The sequence below is a fragment of the Mesorhizobium sp. M0848 genome, from assembly GCF_040319805.1.
GTDB lineage: Bacteria > Pseudomonadota > Alphaproteobacteria > Rhizobiales > Rhizobiaceae > Mesorhizobium.
The window spans coordinates 1-19,644 of the sequence record NZ_JAMYOM010000049.1; the positions used below are offsets into that span (position 1 = coordinate 1).

General features: G+C 61.8%; 16 protein-coding genes. 14 read left to right on the top strand and 2 right to left on the bottom strand.

The window, feature by feature from the left end; genetic code table 11:
- Positions 1 to 74 precede the first annotated feature (74 nt).
- The 10 genes from NKH95_RS32630 (at position 75) to NKH95_RS32675 (ending at position 14,497) form a co-directional block, all read left to right on the top strand.
- Positions 75 to 1,199 carry an NAD(P)/FAD-dependent oxidoreductase gene (locus NKH95_RS32630; protein WP_352894495.1) on the top strand — a complete coding sequence of 375 codons (1,125 nt, stop codon included), beginning with the start codon at positions 75 to 77 and terminating at the stop codon, positions 1,197 to 1,199.
- Positions 1,200 to 1,569: 370 nt separating this feature from the next.
- On the top strand, positions 1,570 to 1,773 hold the full coding sequence (gene secE / locus NKH95_RS32635; RefSeq protein WP_013531408.1) for a preprotein translocase subunit SecE: 204 nt from the start codon (positions 1,570 to 1,572) through the stop codon (positions 1,771 to 1,773).
- A gap of 27 nt (positions 1,774 to 1,800) precedes the next feature.
- Positions 1,801 to 2,328 (top strand): transcription termination/antitermination protein NusG, encoded by a 528-nt coding sequence (gene nusG / locus NKH95_RS32640; RefSeq protein ID WP_013531409.1) that lies wholly within the window; start codon positions 1,801 to 1,803, stop codon positions 2,326 to 2,328.
- 158 nt (positions 2,329 to 2,486) lie between these two features.
- Positions 2,487 to 2,915 carry a 50S ribosomal protein L11 gene (gene rplK, locus NKH95_RS32645; protein WP_013531410.1) on the top strand — a complete coding sequence of 143 codons (429 nt, stop codon included), beginning with the start codon at positions 2,487 to 2,489 and terminating at the stop codon, positions 2,913 to 2,915.
- Between the two features lie 4 nt (positions 2,916 to 2,919).
- Complete coding sequence (gene rplA, locus NKH95_RS32650) at positions 2,920 to 3,618, top strand: 50S ribosomal protein L1 (RefSeq protein ID WP_013531411.1); 699 nt, start codon at positions 2,920 to 2,922, stop codon at positions 3,616 to 3,618.
- 394 nt (positions 3,619 to 4,012) lie between these two features.
- Positions 4,013 to 4,531: a 50S ribosomal protein L10 gene (rplJ, locus tag NKH95_RS32655; protein WP_013531412.1), complete on the top strand. Its 519-nt coding sequence runs from the start codon at positions 4,013 to 4,015 to the stop codon at positions 4,529 to 4,531.
- A gap of 54 nt (positions 4,532 to 4,585) precedes the next feature.
- On the top strand, positions 4,586 to 4,963 hold the full coding sequence (rplL, locus tag NKH95_RS32660; RefSeq protein WP_027038853.1) for a 50S ribosomal protein L7/L12: 378 nt from the start codon (positions 4,586 to 4,588) through the stop codon (positions 4,961 to 4,963).
- A 251-nt stretch (positions 4,964 to 5,214) separates the two neighbouring features.
- Complete coding sequence (gene rpoB, locus NKH95_RS32665; protein WP_023814288.1) at positions 5,215 to 9,351, top strand: DNA-directed RNA polymerase subunit beta; 4,137 nt, start codon at positions 5,215 to 5,217, stop codon at positions 9,349 to 9,351.
- A 202-nt stretch (positions 9,352 to 9,553) separates the two neighbouring features.
- The gene (gene rpoC, locus NKH95_RS32670; RefSeq protein WP_023814289.1) at positions 9,554 to 13,750 is read left to right on the top strand and encodes a DNA-directed RNA polymerase subunit beta'; all 4,197 of its coding nucleotides are present in this window, start codon (positions 9,554 to 9,556) and stop codon (positions 13,748 to 13,750) included.
- An 81-nt stretch (positions 13,751 to 13,831) separates the two neighbouring features.
- Positions 13,832 to 14,497, top strand: coding sequence for an O-methyltransferase (locus NKH95_RS32675; RefSeq protein WP_023814290.1), 666 nt, complete (start codon positions 13,832 to 13,834; stop codon positions 14,495 to 14,497).
- Between the two features lie 33 nt (positions 14,498 to 14,530).
- Here NKH95_RS32675 and NKH95_RS32680 read toward each other — a convergent pair whose 3' ends face one another.
- Positions 14,531 to 15,457, bottom strand: a complete 927-nt coding sequence (locus NKH95_RS32680; protein ID WP_023814291.1) for a Gfo/Idh/MocA family protein — start codon at positions 15,455 to 15,457, stop codon at positions 14,531 to 14,533.
- 181 nt (positions 15,458 to 15,638) lie between these two features.
- Entirely contained in the window at positions 15,639 to 15,920 is a 282-nt protein-coding gene (locus NKH95_RS32685) for a transcriptional regulator (RefSeq protein ID WP_013531420.1), read from the bottom strand.
- A gap of 497 nt (positions 15,921 to 16,417) precedes the next feature.
- On the opposite strand from NKH95_RS32685, the gene rpsL reads away from it, so the two are divergent.
- From rpsL to NKH95_RS32705, 4 genes are all read left to right on the top strand, one after another.
- Positions 16,418 to 16,789, top strand: coding sequence for a 30S ribosomal protein S12 (gene rpsL, locus NKH95_RS32690; protein WP_006333356.1), 372 nt, complete (start codon positions 16,418 to 16,420; stop codon positions 16,787 to 16,789).
- Positions 16,790 to 16,865: 76 nt separating this feature from the next.
- On the top strand, positions 16,866 to 17,336 hold the full coding sequence (gene rpsG, locus NKH95_RS32695; RefSeq protein ID WP_008875664.1) for a 30S ribosomal protein S7: 471 nt from the start codon (positions 16,866 to 16,868) through the stop codon (positions 17,334 to 17,336).
- Positions 17,337 to 17,365: 29 nt separating this feature from the next.
- On the top strand, positions 17,366 to 19,456 hold the full coding sequence (gene fusA / locus NKH95_RS32700) for an elongation factor G (protein ID WP_352613513.1): 2,091 nt from the start codon (positions 17,366 to 17,368) through the stop codon (positions 19,454 to 19,456).
- Between the two features lie 97 nt (positions 19,457 to 19,553).
- On the top strand, positions 19,554 to 19,644 hold a 91-nt coding region (locus NKH95_RS32705; RefSeq protein ID WP_032908143.1), incomplete at its 3' end, for a GTP-binding protein.

Genomic DNA, 19,644 nt, shown 5'->3' on the forward strand with positions numbered 1-19,644 from the left:
ATCGCCATCTGGCCGATATGCGTGGAACGCCTTCGGTCGCTCAATCCACTCTCTACACAGTGAAAGAACATCTCATGGTTACATCGCATCCGGTCTCGAAGGTCGTCGTTGTCGGAGGCGGCATTTTCGGTGTCTCCACAGCCGTTCATCTCGCGCGGCTTGGCATCGAAACGATCCTCGTCAACGATGGACCGCTTGCCAAGGGGGCGTCGGGCCGCTCGCTCTCCTGGCTCAATTCAGCGCGCAAGCGGTCGGCTGAGTATCATCGCTTGCGCATGATCGGTATCGACCGCTACCGGACGTTGTCGGCGAGATATCCGGATGCTGCGTGGCTGCGTTTCGATGGCGGCCTGACATGGGATGCGGACGACGCCTCGAACCAGATTGCTGATGTCTTCGCCCATGAAAAGGATCTCGGCTATGACGCACAGCACCTGACCGCGGCCGCCATAGCGGCGGTCACACCAGGCGTTGCCGCAGGCGCCGTCACGCCGCAGGGAGCCATTTTCAACCCAGGGGAAGGCTGGGTCGACCTGCCATCGCTGATCGATGCATTAATTGCGGAGTTCGTGGAGCGCGGCGGGCGACTGGTCACCGATGCCGGCAGGGCCACGGTCACGGTTGTCGATGGTCGTGCCACTGGCGCCACCACGACCAGCGGCATCGACTTTCCTGCCGATGCAGTCCTCCTGGCGACCGGCAGTGATGTGCCGCGAATGGTTGCGGCCACAGGCCACCATATCGAGGATGGGACGCCGATCGCGCTGCTGGTCTGGACCAAGCCGGTCGATTTGGCTCTTCGGGCCGTGCTCAACACGCCGCGCGTCGCCATCCGCCCGACGCCGGACGGAGCCCTCGCGCTCGATTCCGCCTGGTCGGAAGAAGAGGTAATCATCAATGCAGACGGCACCTATGGGGTGAAGGGCTCGACGATTGATGGACTTCTTGAACAAGCCGCGAAGGTCCTCGAGGGACATCCAAAGCTGGAATTGGAGAGTTATGGTGTCGGCCCCAAGCCGATTCCGGGCGACGGCGAGCCGGTCTTCGGCTTGTTGAAAGATATCCAGGGATACTACGTCGCCTTCAGCCACAGCGGCGCGACGCTTGGCCTGATCGCCGGTGAACTCATTGCCGACGAGATCGCCACCGGAAGAGAGCACCCGCTGCTTGCCAAGTTCCGCCCAAGCCGCTTTGCTTAGGCTTTCGGAATTGTTTCGTGTGGCCATCAGCGACATTTCTGCGGTCTGCCCTTTGAAAATCGGCGACCCGCTTGCCATATTAGCCCGATTGGGGCATAAGAGCGCCATAGCCGGGACGGAACGACTGGATGGTTCCGAGGCGGTGTTTGGTCATAAAGCGGAGACTTGCCACTTGCGTGGATCAAGAATCGGTTTTATGTAGACGAAACAGACACGCGACGCGTGGAGCTGGGAAACCGGCTTTACGCGTCTGATTTGCATGGGCGAAATGATTGCGCTGATTCGGCGCGAAATTCGCTCAGGCGGTACGTCCCGGCCAGCGGGATCATCCAGGAGACCCGGCCAACGGGTCTTGAAGACAGAGCGGCATATGGCTTCGAAAACCACAAATCCTTTCGTCTTTCTCCAGCAGGTCCGCGCGGAGACCGCCAAGGTGACTTGGCCGTCGCGGCGCGAAACGATGATCTCGACGGTGATGGTTCTGGCCTTCGCAGTGATCGCGATGATCTTTTTCTTCACCGCCGATCAGCTCATGGGCCTTGCGGTCGAACAGATTCTGGGCATCGGACGCTAAGTCCGGCGATTACGGAGAAGTCTTGAAATGACCGCGCGCTGGTACATCGTCCACGCCTATTCGAACTTTGAAAAGAAGGTCGCCGAGGATATCGAGAACAAGGCCAAGCAGAAGGGCCTGTCCGCCGACATCCACCAGATCGTGGTTCCGACCGAGAAGGTCGTCGAAGTTCGCCGCGGCCGCAAGGTCGATGCCGAGCGCAAGTTCTTCCCGGGCTATGTGCTGCTGAAGGCGAATTTGACCGACGCTGTGTTCTCGCTGGTCAAGAACACACCGAAGGTCACCGGCTTCCTGGGTGACTCCAAGCCGGTGCCGATCACCGAGGCGGAAGCGCAGCGCATCCTGAACCAGGTGCAGGAAGGCGTCGAGCGGCCCAAGCCCTCGGTCACGTTCGAGATCGGCGAAGCGATCCGCGTTTCGGATGGTCCCTTCGCGTCGTTCAACGGTTTCGTCCAGGAAGTGGACGAGGAGCGGGCGCGGCTCAAGGTGGAAGTTTCGATCTTCGGGCGCGCCGTGCCGGTCGATCTGGAATTCGGACAGGTCGAAAAGGGCTGATCCGAAATCCCTGACGCCGGTTTGGCGATCAGGGGAGGCGGCGCGGAAGCGCGGCCTGAGAACGGTGGGAGACGAATGCGGCTTTAGCCGGCCGCATGGATCGCACCACCAGACTGCAACCGCCGGCATGACCGGCATAGACAAAGGCAGGAAAAGAGATGGCTAAGAAAATTGCAGGCCAGCTCAAGCTCCAGGTGAAAGCGGGATCGGCTACGCCGTCTCCCCCGATCGGCCCGGCGCTTGGTCAGCGTGGCATCAACATCATGGAGTTCTGCAAGGCGTTCAACGCGCAGACCCAGGAAATGGAAAAGGGATCGCCGGTTCCGGTCGTCATCACCTACTATCAGGACAAGTCCTTCACCTTCGTCATGAAGACGGCGCCGGTGAGCTACTTCCTGAAGAAGGCAGCGAACCTGACGTCCGGTTCCAAGGAGCCGGGCAAGGTCAAGGCCGGTACGGTTTCGCGTGACAAGGTCCGCGAGATTGCCACCGCGAAGATGAAAGACCTGAACGCAAACGACGTCGAAGCGGCCATGCGCATGGTCGAGGGCTCCGCCCGCTCGATGGGTCTGGAAGTGGTGGGCTAAGATCATGGCAAAGATTGCAAAGCGTGTATCGAAGACCCGCGAAGGCATCGATCCCAACAAGGCTTATGCCCTGGGTGATGCGCTGAAGCTGCTCAAGGACCGTTCCTCGGTGAAGTTCGATGAGACCATCGAAGTCGCCATGAATCTCGGCGTCGACCCGCGCCATGCCGACCAGATGGTCCGCGGCGTGGTCAACCTGCCGAACGGCACCGGCCGCTCGGTGCGTGTCGCCGTGTTCGCCCGTGGCGACAAGGCCGACGAAGCGCGCGCCGCCGGCGCCGACATCGTTGGTGCCGAGGATCTGGTCGACATCGTCCAGAAGGGCACGATCGATTTCGATCGCTGCATCGCCACGCCGGACATGATGCCGCTGGTCGGTCGTCTGGGCAAAGTGCTCGGCCCGCGCGGCATGATGCCGAACCCGAAGGTCGGCACCGTCACCACCGACGTTGCCGCCGCCGTCAAGGCATCCAAGGGCGGCGCCGTCGAGTTCCGTGTCGAGAAGGCTGGCATCGTCCATGCCGGCGTCGGCAAGGTCTCGTTCGACGTCAAGGCGCTGGAAGAGAACATCCGCGCCTTCGCCGATGCGGTGACCAAGGCAAAGCCGACTGGCGCCAAGGGCAACTACGTCAAGAAGGTGTCGGTCACCTCGACGATGGGCCCGGGCCTCAAGCTCGACGTCGCGACGCTCAACGCGTCCTGATACGAACATTTGGATCGGCCGCTAAGCGGCTGATCCGCAAGTGAATTCCGGGCCTCCGACCTAGTTGGCGGCCCGGTGCCGGAAGTCGAAAGGCTTCCGGACATCCTGTCCGAGATTGCAGGCGGCCCAGAAGCCTTAATTCGATTTGGGCCTGCATGAGACGGGTGAAGACCGGACAACGGAGCGATTGCTCCAATGAAAGGTTCGAACCGTGTTTGCCTTTTGTCTGCGCATCGCCGGCTTGACTGTCGATGTGGCGAAAGGGGGCAGGATCCTCGAGCGTCGTTCGGGAGATCCGTTACTGGATGGCCCGGCCGACAAAAGGCAACCCGACGCCTGTCCTCGTCAATGGGATGTTCCCGTTAACAGGATTGGGGTCAACTGGAGATAGGCAGTGGACAGAGCGGAAAAACGCGAACTCGTCACGGGCCTGAACGGTGCGTTCTCGAACGCAGGTTCAGTGGTCGTGGCCCACTACGCCGGTATCACCGTCGCGCAAATGAACGACCTTCGGTCGAAAATGCGCGCCGCCGGTGGCACCGTCAAAGTCGCGAAGAACCGTCTCGCCAAAATCGCTCTTCAGGGCACGGACTCCGCATCGATCATCGAGCTGTTCAAGGGACAGACGCTGATTGCTTATTCGGAGGATCCGATTGCGGCGCCGAAGGTCGCGTCCGATTTCGCCAAGGGAAATGACAAGCTCGTCATTCTCGGTGGCGCAATGGGCACCACCTCGCTCAATGCCGACGGTGTGAAGGCACTCGCCACACTTCCGTCGCTCGATGAGCTGCGCGCCAGGCTGGTTGGCATGATCGCCACGCCGGCAACCCGGATCGCCCAGATCGTCAATGCGCCAGCGGCTTCGGTCGCGCGCGTCATCGGCGCTTACGCCCGGAAGGACGAGGCGGCATGAGGCCGTTCCTCGCTATCACAAACACACGTTCGAACCTTATGAAGGAACACAACAATGGCTGATCTCGCAAAGATCGTAGACGACCTTTCGAAGCTGACCGTCCTCGAGGCGGCTGAGCTGTCGAAGCTTCTGGAAGAAAAGTGGGGCGTTTCCGCCGCTGCTCCGGTGGCTGTTGCCGCCGCTGGCGGTGGTGCGGCCGCTGCTGCTCCGGTCGAGGAAAAGACGGAATTCGACGTCGTCCTCACCGAGGCAGGCGCTCAGAAGATCAACGTCATCAAGGAAGTCCGCGCCATCACCGGTCTTGGCCTCAAGGAAGCCAAGGACCTGGTCGAAGCGGCTCCGAAGCCGGTCAAGGAAGCCGTTTCCAAGGCCGACGCTGACAAGTTCAAGGCCCAGCTGGAAGCAGCCGGCGCCAAGGTCGAACTGAAGTAAGCGTAAAAGCGGCGGGCGGCCTCGCGCCGTCCGCCACTCCCTTCGCCCGAAGGGAGTGCGCGTAACGCGAGATCTACGAGAACCTCTTTCCTGAGGGCCGAAAACCGGCCTTCAGGAAACGGGTTTTCTCCCGTTCTAGCCGGCCGCCGACAGGCGCCGGGAAAACAGACAGAGGGTTGCCGCCAAGGTGGCCCAGCATGCAAGGCGAGCCGCGGCGAGGCTCGTCCCGAGTTTAGAGCTAAGGAGCGACGATGGCCCAGACCCAGACTTTCAATGGCCGCAGACGCGTACGCAAGTTCTTCGGAAAGATTCCGGAAGTTGCGGAGATGCCGAACCTGATCGAGGTTCAGAAGGCATCCTATGACCAGTTCCTGATGGTGGCGGAGCCCAAGGGTGGGCGTCCGGACGAGGGACTGCAGGCTGTTTTCAAGTCGGTCTTCCCGATCTCCGATTTTTCCGGCTCCTCGATGCTGGAGTTCGTGAAGTATGAGTTCGAAGGACCGAAATTCGACGTTGACGAATGCCGTCAGCGCGACCTGACCTATGCCGCGCCGCTCAAGGTGACGCTGCGCCTCATCGTGTTCGATATCGACGAGGATACCGGCGCCAAGTCCATCAAGGACATCAAGGAGCAGGACGTCTACATGGGCGACATGCCGCTCATGACGCTGAATGGCACCTTCATCGTCAACGGCACCGAGCGCGTCATCGTCTCGCAGATGCACCGCTCGCCGGGCGTCTTCTTCGACCATGACAAGGGCAAGTCGCACTCGTCGGGCAAGCTTCTGTTTGCCGCGCGCGTCATCCCCTATCGCGGCTCGTGGCTCGACATCGAGTTCGATTCCAAGGACGTCGTGCACGCCCGCATCGATCGTCGCCGCAAGATTCCGGTGACGTCGCTGCTGATGGCGCTCGGCATGGACGGCGAAGAAATCCTGTCGACCTTCTACAACAAGATCACCTACAAGCGCGCCGGCGACCATTGGCGCATTCCGTTCAACGTCGAGCGTTTCCGCGGCCTCAAGGCCGTCGGCGACCTGGTCGATGCCGATACCGGCGAAGTCGTCGTCGAAGCCGGCAAGAAGATCACGGCACGTCAGGCTCGGGCGCTTGGCGAAAAGGGTCTGAAGGCGATCAAGGCGACCGACGAGGATCTGCTCGGCAACTACCTGGCCGAGGACATCGTCAACTACGCCACCGGCGAGATATTCCTCGAAGCCGGGGACGAGATCGACGAGAAGACGCTGAAGGTTCTGCTCGGCACCGGCGAAGACGAGATCAAGGTTCTCGACATCGACCACGTCAATGTCGGCGCCTATATCCGCAACACGCTCAACGTCGACAAGAACGAGAGCCGCCAGGACGCGCTGTTCGACATCTATCGTGTCATGCGCCCCGGCGAGCCGCCGACGCTCGAAACCGCCGAAGCCATGTTCAACTCGCTGTTCTTCGACAGTGAGCGCTACGATCTGTCGGCCGTTGGCCGCGTCAAGATGAACATGCGCCTCGAGCTCAAGGCCGAGGACACCGTGCGCGTGCTGCGCAAGGACGACATCCTGGCCGTGGTCAGGACGCTGGTTGAACTGCGCGACGGCAAGGGCGAGATCGACGACATCGACAATCTCGGCAACCGCCGCGTGCGTTCGGTCGGCGAGCTGATGGAAAACCAGTACCGCGTCGGCCTGCTGCGCATGGAACGCGCGATCAAGGAGCGTATGTCCTCGATCGAGATCGACACGGTCATGCCGCAGGACCTGATCAACGCCAAGCCGGCGGCTGCCGCCGTGCGCGAGTTCTTCGGTTCCTCGCAGCTGTCGCAGTTCATGGACCAGACCAACCCGCTGTCGGAGATCACCCACAAGCGCCGCCTCTCGGCGCTTGGACCGGGCGGTCTGACCCGCGAGCGCGCCGGCTTCGAAGTGCGCGACGTGCACCCGACGCATTACGGCCGCATCTGCCCGATCGAGACGCCGGAAGGCCCGAATATCGGTCTGATCAACTCGCTGGCCACCTTCGCACGCGTCAACAAGTACGGCTTCATCGAGAGCCCGTACCGCAAGATCGTCGACGGCAAGCTGACCAATGACGTCGTCTATCTCTCGGCGATGGAAGAGGCCAAGCACCATGTCGCGCAGGCCAACGCCGAGCTCGACAAGAACGGTGGTTTCGTCGACGAATTCGTCATTTGCCGCAGTGCCGGCGAAGTGATGATGGCGCCGCGCGAAAACGTCGATCTGATGGACGTGTCGCCCAAGCAGATGGTGTCGGTGGCCGCGGCCCTGATCCCGTTCCTGGAAAACGACGACGCCAACCGCGCTCTAATGGGCTCGAACATGCAGCGTCAGGCCGTGCCGCTGGTGCGCGCCGAGGCGCCGTTCGTCGGCACCGGCATGGAGCCGATCGTTGCCCGTGACTCGGGCGCTGCCATCGGCGCCCGCCGCGGCGGCATCGTCGACCAGGTGGATGCGACGCGTATCGTTATCCGCGCTACCGAAGATCTCGATCCGGGCAAGTCCGGCGTCGACATCTACCGGCTGATGAAGTTCCAGCGTTCGAACCAGAACACCTGCATCAACCAGCGTCCGCTGGTTCGCATGGGTGACCTCGTCAACAAGGGCGACATCATCGCCGACGGTCCGTCGACCGAGCTCGGTGATCTGGCGCTCGGCCGCAACGTGCTGGTCGCGTTCATGCCGTGGAATGGCTACAACTACGAGGACTCGATCCTCCTGTCCGAACGCATCGTCGCCGATGACGTCTTCACCTCGATCCATATCGAGGAGTTCGAGGTCATGGCGCGCGATACCAAGCTCGGGCCGGAGGAAATCACGCGCGATATTCCGAACGTCTCGGAAGAAGCGCTGAAGAACCTCGACGAAGCCGGCATCGTCTACATCGGTGCGGAAGTTCAGCCGGGCGACATCCTGGTCGGCAAGATCACGCCGAAGGGGGAAAGCCCGATGACGCCGGAAGAGAAGCTTCTGCGCGCCATCTTCGGCGAAAAGGCATCCGATGTGCGCGACACCTCGATGCGCATGCCTCCGGGCACTTTCGGCACCGTCGTCGAGGTGCGCGTCTTCAATCGCCACGGTGTGGAGAAGGACGAGCGCGCCATGGCGATCGAGCGCGAGGAGATCGAACGCCTCGCCAAGGACCGCGACGACGAGCAGGCCATTTTGGACCGTAACGTCTATGCGCGTCTTTCCGACGTGCTCGTCGGCAAGGAAGCGATCGCTGGACCGAAGGGCTTCAAGAAGGGCTCGACGCTGTCCAAGGATACGCTCGACGAGTATCCGCGTTCGCAGTGGTGGCAGTTTGCCGTGGAGAACGAAAAGCTCCAGAGCGAACTCGAAGCCCTGCGTGGCCAGTACGACGATTCCAAGAAGGCGCTCGAACAGCGTTTCATGGACAAGGTCGAGAAGGTCCAGCGCGGCGACGAAATGCCTCCGGGCGTCATGAAGATGGTCAAGGTCTTCGTGGCCGTGAAGCGCAAGATGCAGCCCGGCGACAAGATGGCCGGCCGTCACGGCAACAAGGGTGTCGTGTCGCGGATCGTTCCGGTCGAGGACATGCCTTTCCTCGAGGACGGCACGCATGCCGATATCGTGCTCAACCCGCTGGGTGTGCCGAGCCGCATGAATGTCGGCCAGATCCTGGAAACGCATCTGGGCTGGGCATGCGCGGGCATGGGCAGGAAAATCGGCGAGCTGATCGACACGTACAAGGCAGCCGGCGACATCAAGCCGCTGCGCAAGACGCTCGAGAGCTTCATCCCGGCCAACGACCGCAACGAGCCGGTTCGTGACTATGACGACGAGAGCATTGTTCGCCTCAGCGAGCAGATGCGCCGCGGCGTCTCGATCGCGACCCCGGTGTTCGACGGCGCGCACGAGGCTGACATCAACATCATGCTGGAGCAGGCGGGCCTGCACACCAGCGGTCAGTCGCAACTCTATGACGGACGCACCGGCGAGCCGTTCGATCGCAAGGTGACGATGGGCTACATCTACATGCTCAAGCTTCACCATCTCGTGGACGACAAGATCCACGCGCGTTCGATCGGTCCGTACTCGCTCGTCACCCAGCAGCCGCTGGGCGGCAAGGCGCAGTTCGGTGGCCAGCGCTTCGGCGAGATGGAGGTCTGGGCACTCGAAGCATACGGCGCCGCCTACACGCTGCAGGAAATGCTGACGGTGAAGTCGGACGACGTCGCAGGCCGTACCAAGGTCTACGAGGCGATCGTCCGTGGCGACGACACCTTCGAGGCCGGCATCCCCGAGAGCTTCAACGTTCTCGTCAAGGAAATGCGGTCTCTCGGCCTCAATGTCGAGCTGGAGAACACCAAGCTCGACGACAACCCTGTCCGGCTGCCAGATGCTGCCGAATAGGGGCGCGGCCGAGTAAGGCAATGGCGCGCCACGGCTTTCCGCGGCGCGCCTCGATCATGATCCCGAAAAGTGGCTACCGGTTTTCGGATGGGATCATGCTCAACCAGGAAGTATTCGACGGCCAGTGGCCGACAAAGACGGCGGGCGTTTGGCTCGCGACTAGATGCAAGGGGTCTTCGAGGATCCCGAAAAGGAGAACGGCATGAACCAAGAGGTCATGAATCTCTTCAATCCCCAGGCGCCTGCGCAGGTGTTCGATTCCATCCGGATATCGCTCGCCAGCCCTGAGAAGATTCTGTCCTGGTCTTTCGGCGAGATCAAGAAGCCGGAGACCATCAACTACCGCACCTTCAAGCCGGAGCGTGACGGTCTGTTCTGCGCGCGCATTTTTGGCCCGATCAAGGACTATGAGTGCCTGTGCGGCAAGTACAAGCGCATGAAGTACAAGGGCGTCATCTGCGAGAAGTGCGGCGTTGAAGTCACGCTGTCGCGCGTTCGCCGCGAGCGCATGGGCCATATCGAACTGGCGGCACCGGTCGCCCATATCTGGTTCCTGAAGTCGCTGCCGTCGCGCATCGGCACGCTGCTCGACATGACCCTGAAGGACATCGAGCGCGTCCTCTACTTCGAGAACTACATCGTCACCGAACCTGGCCTCACCGCGCTGAAGGAGCACCAGCTGCTCAGCGAGGAAGAGTACATGATCGCCGTCGACGAGTATGGCGAGGATTCGTTCACCGCCATGATCGGCGCCGAGGCCATTCATGACCTCCTGGCCGGCATGGACTTGGAGAAGATCGCCGGCGACCTGCGTTCGGAACTGGCTTCGACCACCTCCGAGCTGAAGCAGAAGAAGTATCTGAAGCGGCTCAAGGTCGTCGAGAACTTCATGGAATCCGGCAACCGTCCGGAATGGATGATCATGAAGGTGGTTCCGGTGATCCCGCCGGACCTGCGCCCGCTGGTTCCTCTGGACGGCGGCCGCTTCGCCACGTCGGATCTGAACGACCTCTATCGCCGCGTCATCAACCGCAACAATCGTCTGAAGCGGCTGATCGAGCTGCGCGCTCCCGGCATCATCGTGCGCAATGAAAAGCGCATGCTGCAGGAAGCCGTCGATGCGCTGTTCGACAACGGCCGTCGCGGCCGCGTCATCACCGGCGCCAACAAGCGCCCGCTGAAGTCGCTGTCCGACATGCTCAAGGGCAAGCAGGGCCGGTTCCGTCAGAACCTGCTCGGCAAGCGCGTCGACTATTCCGGCCGCTCGGTCATCGTGACCGGTCCGGAGCTCAAGCTGCACCAGTGCGGCCTGCCCAAGAAGATGGCGCTCGAACTGTTCAAGCCCTTCATCTACGCCCGTCTCGACGCCAAGGGTTACTCCTCGACCGTCAAGCAGGCGAAGAAGCTGGTCGAAAAGGAGCGTCCGGAAGTCTGGGATATCCTCGACGAGGTCATCCGCGAACATCCGGTGCTGCTGAACCGTGCGCCGACGCTGCACCGTCTCGGCATCCAGGCGTTCGAGCCGATCCTGATCGAGGGCAAGGCGATCCAGTTGCACCCGCTGGTCTGCACGGCCTTCAACGCCGACTTCGACGGCGACCAGATGGCCGTTCACGTGCCGCTGTCGCTGGAAGCGCAGCTTGAAGCCCGCGTGCTGATGATGTCGACCAACAACATCCTGCACCCGGCTTCCGGCGCGCCGATCATCGTGCCGTCGCAGGACATGGTTCTGGGTCTCTACTATCTCTCGATCGTCAACCAGAACGAGCCGGGCGAGGGCATGGTGTTTGCCGACATGGGCGAACTCCAGCACGCGCTCGAGACCAAGGCCGTGACGCTGCACTCCAAGATCAAGGGTCGTTTCCGCACGGTCGACGCCGAAGGCAAGGTGGTGTCGAAGATCCATGACACCACGCCTGGCCGCATGATCATCGGCGAGCTTCTGCCGAAGAACGTCAACGTGCCTTACGAGACCGCCAACCAGGAGATGACCAAGAAGAACATCTCCAAGATGATCGACACCGTCTACCGCCATTGCGGTCAGAAGGAGACGGTCATTTTCTGCGATCGCATCATGGCTCTCGGCTTCAGCCATGCCTGCCGTGCCGGCATTTCGTTCGGCAAGGACGACATGCTGATCCCGGATGCCAAGATCAAGCTGGTCTCCGACACCGAGGCTTTGGCCAAGGAATACGAGCAGCAGTACAATGACGGTCTGATCACGCAGGGCGAGAAGTACAACAAGGTCGTCGACGCCTGGGCCAAGTGCTCGGAAAAGGTCGCCGACGAGATGATGGCCCGCATCAAGGCGGTCGAGTTCGAGGACAATGGCCGTCAGAAGCCGATGAACTCGATCTACATGATGTCGCACTCCGGTGCGCGTGGCTCGCCCACCCAGATGCGTCAGCTTGCCGGCATGCGCGGCCTTATGGCCAAGCCGTCGGGTGAAATCATCGAAACGCCGATCATCTCGAACTTCAAGGAAGGCCTGACCGTGCTCGAGTACTTCAACTCGACCCACGGCGCCCGCAAGGGTCTGGCCGACACCGCCTTGAAGACGGCGAACTCGGGTTACCTCACCCGTCGTCTGGTCGACGTGGCGCAGGACTGCATCGTCAACTCCGTCGACTGCGGCACCGACAAGGGCCTCACCATGCAGCCGATCGTCGATGCCGGTCAGGTCGTCGCTTCGGTCGGCCAGCGCGTGCTGGGCCGTACGTCGCTCGACGACATCACACATCCGGTGTCGGGCGAGATCCTGGTCAAGGCCGGAACGCTGATGGACGAGCGTGACGTGGAACAGATCGAAAAGGCCGGCGTCCAGTCGGTCCGCATCCGCTCGGCACTGACTTGCGAAGTCAGGGTTGGCGTCTGCGCGGTCTGCTACGGTCGCGATCTTGCCCGCGGCACCCCGGTCAACCAGGGCGAAGCCGTCGGCGTCATCGCGGCGCAGTCGATCGGCGAGCCGGGCACGCAGCTCACCATGCGTACCTTCCACATGGGCGGTACCGCGCAGGTGGTGGACAGCTCGTTCCTTGAAGCCTCGTATGAGGGCAAGGTCGAGATCCGCAACCGCAACGTGGTGCGCAACTCCGACGGCCAGCAGATGGTCATGGGCCGCAACATGGCGGTGCTGATCCTCGACGAAGCCGGCAAGGAGCGCGCCTCGCACCGTCTCACCTATGGTTCGCGCATCTTCGTGGACGATGGTGACAAGGTGAAGCGCGGCCAGCGTATCGCCGAGTGGGATCCCTATACCCGTCCAGTCCTCACCGAAATCGAGGGCAGGGTGTCGTACGAGGATCTGGTCGACGGCATTTCCGTTCAGGAAACGGCCGACGAGTCGACCGGCATCACCAAGCGTGAGGTCATCGACTGGCGCTCGACGCCACGCGGTAACGACCTGAAGCCGGCGATCGCGATCCAGGACGCCAAGGGCAAGGTCGGCAAGCTGTCGAAGGGCGGCGACGCGCGCTTCCTGCTCTCGGTCGAGGCCATTCTTTCGGTCGAGCCGGGCTCGCAGGTTCGTCCCGGCGACGTGCTGGCGCGTATTCCGATGGAAAGCGCCAAGACCAAGGACATCACCGGCGGTCTGCCGCGTGTTGCCGAACTGTTCGAGGCACGTCGTCCGAAGGATCACGCCATCATCGCCGAGATCGACGGCACGATCCGCTTCGGCCGCGACTACAAGAACAAGCGTCGCATCATCATCGAGCCGCATGACTCGACGCTTGAGCCGGTCGAATACCTGATCCCGAAGGGCAAGCCGTTCCATCTCCAGGACGGCGACGTCATCGAGAAGGGCGACTACATCCTCGACGGCAATCCGGCGCCGCACGACATCCTGGCGATCAAGGGCGTGGAGGCACTTGCTTCCTACCTCGTCAACGAGATCCAGGAAGTCTATCGTCTGCAGGGCGTGCAGATCAACGACAAGCACATCGAGGTGATCGTTCGCCAGATGCTGCAGAAGGTCGAGATCACGGTGCAGGGCGACTCGACCTACATTCCGGGCGATCATGTCGACGTGATCGAACTGGAAGAGGTCAACGAGCGTCTGGTCGAGGACGGCAAGAAGCCGGCCGAAGGCCTGCCGGTGCTGCTCGGCATCACCAAGGCATCGCTGCAGACGCCATCCTTCATCTCGGCCGCCTCCTTCCAGGAGACGACCCGAGTGCTGACGGAAGCCGCGGTTGCCGGCAAGACCGACATGCTGCAGGGACTGAAGGAAAACGTCATCGTCGGCCGGCTTATCCCGGCCGGCACCGGCGGCACGATGAGCCAGATTCGGCGCATCGCCACCTCGCGCGACGAACTGATCATCGACGAGCGCCGCAAGGCCTCGGGTGTGGAAGTCGCCGAGCCGATGCTGGCCGACATGACAACCGCCGCGCAGTAAGCGGACGGAAAGGGAAGAGGAAAAGGGGCCGAATGGCCCCTTTTCGCGTTTAGGTCTCCAATTGGATCGGAGAAGAAAACGATGAGCAAAAGAAGCTGGGCGGCAGTCGACGACTACATCGTCGGTTCCCTGTTTGAGGCGGACCCCGTGCTTGATGCCGTTCTGGCGGCCAACCACGATCAGGGCCTGCCGGCGATCGACGTGTCGCCGGCGCAGGGCAAGCTGCTTTCCCTTCTTGCGCGGATGCGGGGAGCCAAAAAGGTTCTCGAAATCGGCACGCTGGGCGGCTATTCGACCATCTGGATGGCGCGCGCACTGCCTGCCGACGGCAAGATCGTGACACTTGGACTCGACCCGCATCACGCCAGCGTCGCGCGATCGAATTTCGAGCGGGCAGGCGTCTTGGAGCGGGTGGAACTGCGGGTCGGTCCGGCGCTTCAGTCGCTTGCAGCACTTGGCGCCGAGCATGCCGGTCCATTCGACTTCATCTTCATCGATGCCGACAAGCCGAACAATCCGCACTACCTATCCTGGGCCATGCGGTTGTCGCGGCCCGGAACCGTCATCGTCTGCGACAACGTCATCCGCGACGGCGCAGTGCTCGATCAGGGTGGCCGTGATCCCAATGTAGAAGGGGCACGCGCCGCATTCTCGTTCATCGGCAGCGAGAAGCGTCTGGACGGCACCGCCATCCAGACCGTCGGCGCCAAAGGCTATGATGGCTTTGCCATTGCGATTGTGGAGTGACGGCCGATCGGCGAACAGCCAAGCCGCCCCTGTTCAATCGAAAAAAGCCTCGACCACGTTGCGCTTGCCGAGCATGAAGGCGTCGGCCACATGCTGGAGGGGCGCGAGGTCGACATCGGAGGTGCCGGCGCGCACGATTTCGGCAAAGCGCTTGTAGAGCATCGGGTACTCGGCCTCCGGCTCGTCATGAACCACCTTGCCGTCGATGGCGAGCTTCGAGCCGCCGCCCGACAGCACCATGGCGCCCTTGTCGGTCTCGGCCAGGATGTCCCAGCTTTGCGGGCCGGTCTGCAGCCAGTCGAGATCCATCGTCACCGGCAATCCATTCGAGGTGCGGAAGGCGACGCGCGCGGCAACCGGGGAGGCGCGGTTTTCGGGAAAATCCAACACCGCCGAGGTGATGAACATCGCCGGCAGGATATGGGTGGCAATCGAGAGCGCGTTGATGCCGGGATCGAAGACGCCAAAACCGCCGGGAGCCCAGATCCATTCCTGGTTCGGGTGCCAGCGGCGCACATCTTCCTTCCAGTTGATGGCGGCCGACTTGATCTTGGTCGTGTCGAGAAATGCGCGCGCGGCCTCGACCGCCGGCGCATAGCGCGAGTGCCAGCTGGCGAACAGCGAGACGCCGTTCTGCGCGGCCAATGTCTTGAGGTCCTCGACCTCGCTGACAGTGGCGCCAGGCGGCTTCTCCAGGAAGACATGCTTCTTCGCCATCAGCGCGGTGCGCGCCGCGTCGTAGCGGAACTGCGGCGGCATGCAGAGCGACACGGCCTCGAGTTCGGGAACGGCATCGAGCATGGCTTCGATATCAGTGAAATTGGGGATGTCTTCTACCTTGCCATGCCGGCTTGCGGCCGCGATGAGGCGATAGTCCTGGTCTTTCGCCAGAGCCGGCAGATGCTGGTCGTGGACGATCTTGCCGACGCCGACGATGCCTATCTTGATGGGCTGGGACACGGCCGCTCCGTCTGTTTGATGATGGTGATGGTTTCTTATCAGAACACTTGCCCCGGGCAAGCCGAAGCCGAGCAGGCAAGCTCAGCCTTCCTCGAGCGGCAGTGCACATTTTTGGCTGGGAAGGCCTCGGTCGCCGATTCGTCTCGGTAGCCGATTCGAAAGCTGGACCGGGAGGTCGGGGTCAGATCGGCACGTCGAAGGTGACGATCGACACTTCGCCTTCGAGCGCGCCCTGGAAGGCGGAGATATGCGGCTCTTCGTCGGGGATGCCGTCCATGTCGCCGATCTGGTCGAGCTCGGCCTCGGCGTACCCTTCGGCGGCAAGCGATTCGAGTGCCCGGCGCACCGCCGAATCGTCGTCGGGCGCAACCAGCATGACGTGGACGCCTTCCGGTTTGCCGCCTTTTTTCTTCCACACCCGGCCGGTGATGATGGTGACCGGGCGTTCTTCGTTGTCGTTCACGGGCCGATTCCTCTTGGCAGCGGGTGGGCGGGCGAGGGGGTTTTGACTGCTCATGCGGCCTTTTCGCATGAAGCAAGGCCGCGCAACAGCGCAAACCCATTCACTTTGCCTGAAGGCTTGTCACTTTCTTCCTCGCTCTTGCAAAAATGCGAAAGAAAATTACATGCGGTTTTCGCATGGCTGCCAAGCCTTGGTCGGCGTGCAATATTTGGTGCTCCGGGCTTGACGGTCCGCGGTCTTACGAGTAGAAGCCGCCCAGTCAGAACCGATGTGAGGCTCTCCCTTCCGAAGCGACACGCTTTGGAGTTTGCCTCAAACAGGGTTCGTTTTACGAGCGAAAAGACATTTCCGGCGTGCACGAAGCGGCTTCCGCTTCCTCTGCCTTTTGTTCGGGCAAGACCGCGAGGCGCGGTTTATGGCCCGAATTTGCGTATGGAAATGACGCTTTGAGCGGCCCTGACCGGGCGAGACACGGAATTGAGAGACAAGAGGGTTTAATGCCTACCGTCAACCAGCTGATCCGCAAGCCGCGCATTGCGCCGGTGAAGCGCAACAAGGTCCCGGCCATGCAGCAGAACCCGCAGAAGCGGGGCGTTTGCACGCGCGTCTATACAACGACGCCGAAGAAGCCGAACTCGGCGCTGCGCAAGGTGGCCAAGATCCGCCTGACCAATGGTTTTGAAGTGATCGGGTACATCCCCGGCGAAGGCCACAACCTTCAGGAGCACTCCGTGGTCATGATCCGCGGCGGCCGCGTCAAGGATCTTCCGGGCGTTCGCTACCACATCATCCGCGGCGTGCTCGACACGCAGGGTGTGAAGAACCGCAAGCAGCGCCGTTCGAAGTACGGCGCCAAGCGTCCGAAGTAAGGGGCGTCCGAAGTAAGATTTTCCGGCCTTGGCGCTTCTTGAGTGCGTCGGGCTATGAGATTGAGAGACAAAAGCCATGTCGCGTCGTCACAGTGCAGAAAAGCGTGAGATCAATCCGGACCCGAAGTTCGGCGATCTGATCGTCACCAAGTTCATGAACGCCGTCATGTATGACGGCAAGAAGTCGGTCGCCGAGACAATCGTCTACGGCGCGCTCGACCAGGTTCAGTCGAAGACCAAGCAGGAGCCGGTCACCGTCTTCCATCAGGCGCTCGACAATGTCGCGCCGCATGTTGAAGTGCGTTCGCGTCGTGTCGGTGGCGCCACCTACCAGGTTCCGGTCGACGTGCGCCCCGAGCGCCGCCAGGCATTGGCCATTCGCTGGCTGATCGCGGCGGCCCGCAATCGCAACGAGACCACGATGGTCGACCGCCTCTCCGGCGAGCTGATGGATGCGGCCAACAACCGCGGCACGGCTGTCAAGAAGCGTGAAGACACCCACAAGATGGCTGAAGCCAACCGCGCTTTCGCGCACTACCGCTGGTAAAGCGCGAACGAGACTGAGAGGCAGCTACGATGGCCCGCGAATACAAAATCGAAGACTACCGCAATTTCGGTATCATGGCGCATATTGACGCCGGCAAGACGACGACCACCGAGCGCGTCCTCTACTACACGGGCAAGTCGCACAAGATCGGCGAAGTCCACGACGGCGCTGCCACCATGGATTGGATGGAGCAGGAGCAGGAGCGCGGCATCACCATCACGTCCGCCGCGACCACGACCTTCTGGAAGGCTCGTGACGGCAAGATGCACCGCTTCAACATCATCGACACCCCCGGCCACGTCGACTTCACCATCGAAGTTGAGCGTTCGCTGCGCGTTCTCGACGGCGCCATTGCGCTGCTCGATGCCAATGCCGGCGTTGAGCCGCAGACCGAGACCGTCTGGCGCCAGGCCGACAAGTATCGCGTTCCGCGCATGATCTTCTGCAACAAGATGGACAAGATCGGTGCCGACTTCTATCGCTCGGTCGAGATGATCGGTTCGCGCCTCGGCGCGCATGCCGTTGTCATGCAGCTGCCGATCGGCGCCGAGACCGAGTTCAAGGGTGTCGTCGACCTCGTCGAGATGAATGCGCTGGTCTGGCGCGACGAGACGCTGGGCGCTGCCTGGGATGTCGTCGAGATCCCGGACGACCTCAAGGCTCGTGCCGAAGAATACCGCGAGAAGATGATCGAGGCCGCCGTCGAAATGGACGAGACGGCGCTTGAGAATTACCTCGAAGGCAAGATGCCGTCGAATGACGAGATCCGTGCGCTGATCCGCAAGGGCACCATCGCGGTCAAGTTCTACCCGATGTTCTGTGGCTCGGCCTTCAAGAACAAGGGCGTGCAGCCGCTGCTCGACGCCGTCGTCGAATATCTGCCGTCGCCGGCCGATGTTCCCGCCATCAAGGGCGTCGATGCCAAGACCGACGCCGAGATCGAGCGTCATGCCGACGACAACGAGCCGCTGTCGATGCTCGCCTTCAAGATCATGAACGACCCGTTCGTCGGTTCGCTGACCTTTGCCCGCATCTATTCGGGCAAGCTCACCAAGGGCATCTCGGTCGACAACACCGTGAAGGGCAAGAAAGAGCGCATCGGCCGCATGCTGCAGATGCATGCGAACTCGCGCGCTGACGTCGAAGAGGCTTTTGCCGGCGACATCGTTGCTCTTGCCGGTCTCAAGGACACGACCACCGGCGACACGCTGAGCGATCCGCTGCATCCGGTCATTCTCGAGCGCATGGAATTCCCCGATCCGGTCATCCAGATCGCCATCGAGCCGAAGACCAAGAACGACCAGGAAAAGATGGGCCTCGCCCTTCACCGCCTGGCTGCCGAGGATCCGTCCTTCCGTGTCAAGACCGACGAGGAAAGCGGCCAGACCATCATTTCCGGCATGGGCGAACTTCACCTGGACATCATCGTCGACCGCATGCGTCGCGAGTTCAAGGTCGAGGCCAATGTCGGCGCTCCGCAGGTGGCCTATCGCGAGACGATCACCCGCAGGCACGAGCAGGATTACACGCACAAGAAGCAGACCGGCGGTACCGGTCAGTTCGCTCGCGTCAAGATCGTCTTCGAACCGAACCCGGACAGCAGCGAGTTCCAGTTCGAAACCAAGATCGTTGGCGGCGCTGTGCCGAAGGAATACATCCCCGGTGTCGAAAAGGGCATCAACAGCGTCATGACCTCGGGTCCGTTCGCGGGCTTCCCGATGATCGGCGTCAAGGCGACGCTGATCGACGGTGCCTACCACGACGTGGACTCCAGCGTTCTGGCCTTCGAAATCGCCGGCCGCGCCTGTTTCCGTGAGGCCGCACCCAAGCTTGGCGTGCAGCTGCTCGAGCCGATCATGAAGGTCGAAGTGGTGACGCCGGAAGACTACGTCGGCAGCGTCATCGGCGATCTGAACGGTCGTCGTGGCCAGATCCAGGGCCAGGAAGCGCGTGGCGTGGCCGTGGTCATCAATGCGATGGTGCCGCTCGCCAACATGTTCAAGTACGTCGACAACCTGCGCTCGATGAGCCAGGGCCGTGCGGCCTACACGATGCAGTTCGATCACTACGAGCCGGTCCCTACGGCGGTGGCCCAGGAAGTCCAGAAGAAATACGCGTAAGGGTTCCTTAGCCGCCGGATCGCGTCCCTTCGCGGTGCCGGATCTGAAGAGCGAATAACAATTTCCCCCAAGCGGGTAGAATAGACGGAGAACGATTATGGCCAAAGGTAAATTCGAGCGTAACAAGCCTCACGTGAACATCGGCACGATTGGCCACGTCGACCATGGCAAGACGTCGCTGACGGCGG